Origin of the sequence: Furfurilactobacillus rossiae DSM 15814 (assembly GCF_000428925.1) — a bacterium.
Taxonomy (GTDB): domain Bacteria; phylum Bacillota; class Bacilli; order Lactobacillales; family Lactobacillaceae; genus Furfurilactobacillus; species Furfurilactobacillus rossiae.
On sequence record NZ_AUAW01000040.1, the window covers coordinates 1 to 1,156 of the forward strand.

Sequence of the window (1,156 nt, forward strand, 5' to 3'; positions counted from 1 at the left end):
TGAGGTAAATCCCTCAAAACTGAACAACGTTTCCACTAATGTGTAAGGTTCCGATTTGTTTCCTTAGAAAGGAGGTGATCCAGCCGCAGGTTCTCCTACGGCTACCTTGTTACGACTTCACCCTAATCATCTGTCCCACCTTAGGCGGTTGGCTCCCGAAGGTTACCCCACCGACTTTGGGTGTTACAAACTCTCATGGTGTGACGGGCGGTGTGTACAAGACCCGGGAACGTATTCACCGCGGCATGCTGATCCGCGATTACTAGCGATTCCGACTTCGTGTAGGCGAGTTGCAGCCTACAGTCCGAACTGAGAATGGCTTTAAGAGATTTGCTTGGCCTCGCGACTTCGCTGCTCGTTGTACCATCCATTGTAGCACGTGTGTAGCCCAGGACATAAGGGGCATGATGATTTGACGTCGTCCCCACCTTCCTCCGGTTTGTCACCGGCAGTCTCATTAGAGTGCCCAACTTAATGCTGGCAACTAATCATAAGGGTTGCGCTCGTTGCGGGACTTAACCCAACATCTCACGACACGAGCTGACGACAACCATGCACCACCTGTCTTTCCGTCCCCGAAGGGAACGTCCGATCTCTCGGATTAGCAGAAGATGTCAAGCCCTGGTAAGGTTCTTCGCGTAGCTTCGAATTAAACCACATGCTCCACCGCTTGTGCGGGTCCCCGTCAATTCCTTTGAGTTTCAACCTTGCGGTCGTACTCCCCAGGCGGAATACTTATTGCGTTAGCTGCGGCACTAAGGGGCGGAAACCCCCTAACACCTAGTATTCATCGTTTACGGCATGGACTACCAGGGTATCTAATCCTGTTTGCTACCCATGCTTTCGAGCCTCAGCGTCAGTTACAGACTAGGTAGCCGCCTTCGCCACTGGTGTTCTTCCATATATCTACGCATTCCACCGCTACACATGGAGTTCCACTACCCTCTTCTGCACTCAAGTTATCCAGTTTCCGATGCCCTTCTCCGGTTAAGCCGAAGGCTTTCACATCAGACTTAAATAACCGCCTGCACTCCCTTTACGCCCAATAAATCCGGATAACGCTTGCCACCTACGTATTACCGCGGCTGCTGGCACGTAGTTAGCCGTGGCTTTCTGGTTAAATACCGTCACTATCTGAACAGTTACTCTCAGATAC

The 1,156-nt window shown here is 51.6% G+C and carries 1 rRNA gene; it reads right to left on the reverse strand.

Annotated elements, in window-relative coordinates:
* Nucleotides 1-67: 67 nt before the first annotated feature.
* A 16S ribosomal RNA gene (locus tag G400_RS0113035) occupies nt 68-1,156 on the reverse strand; the annotation flags it as partial.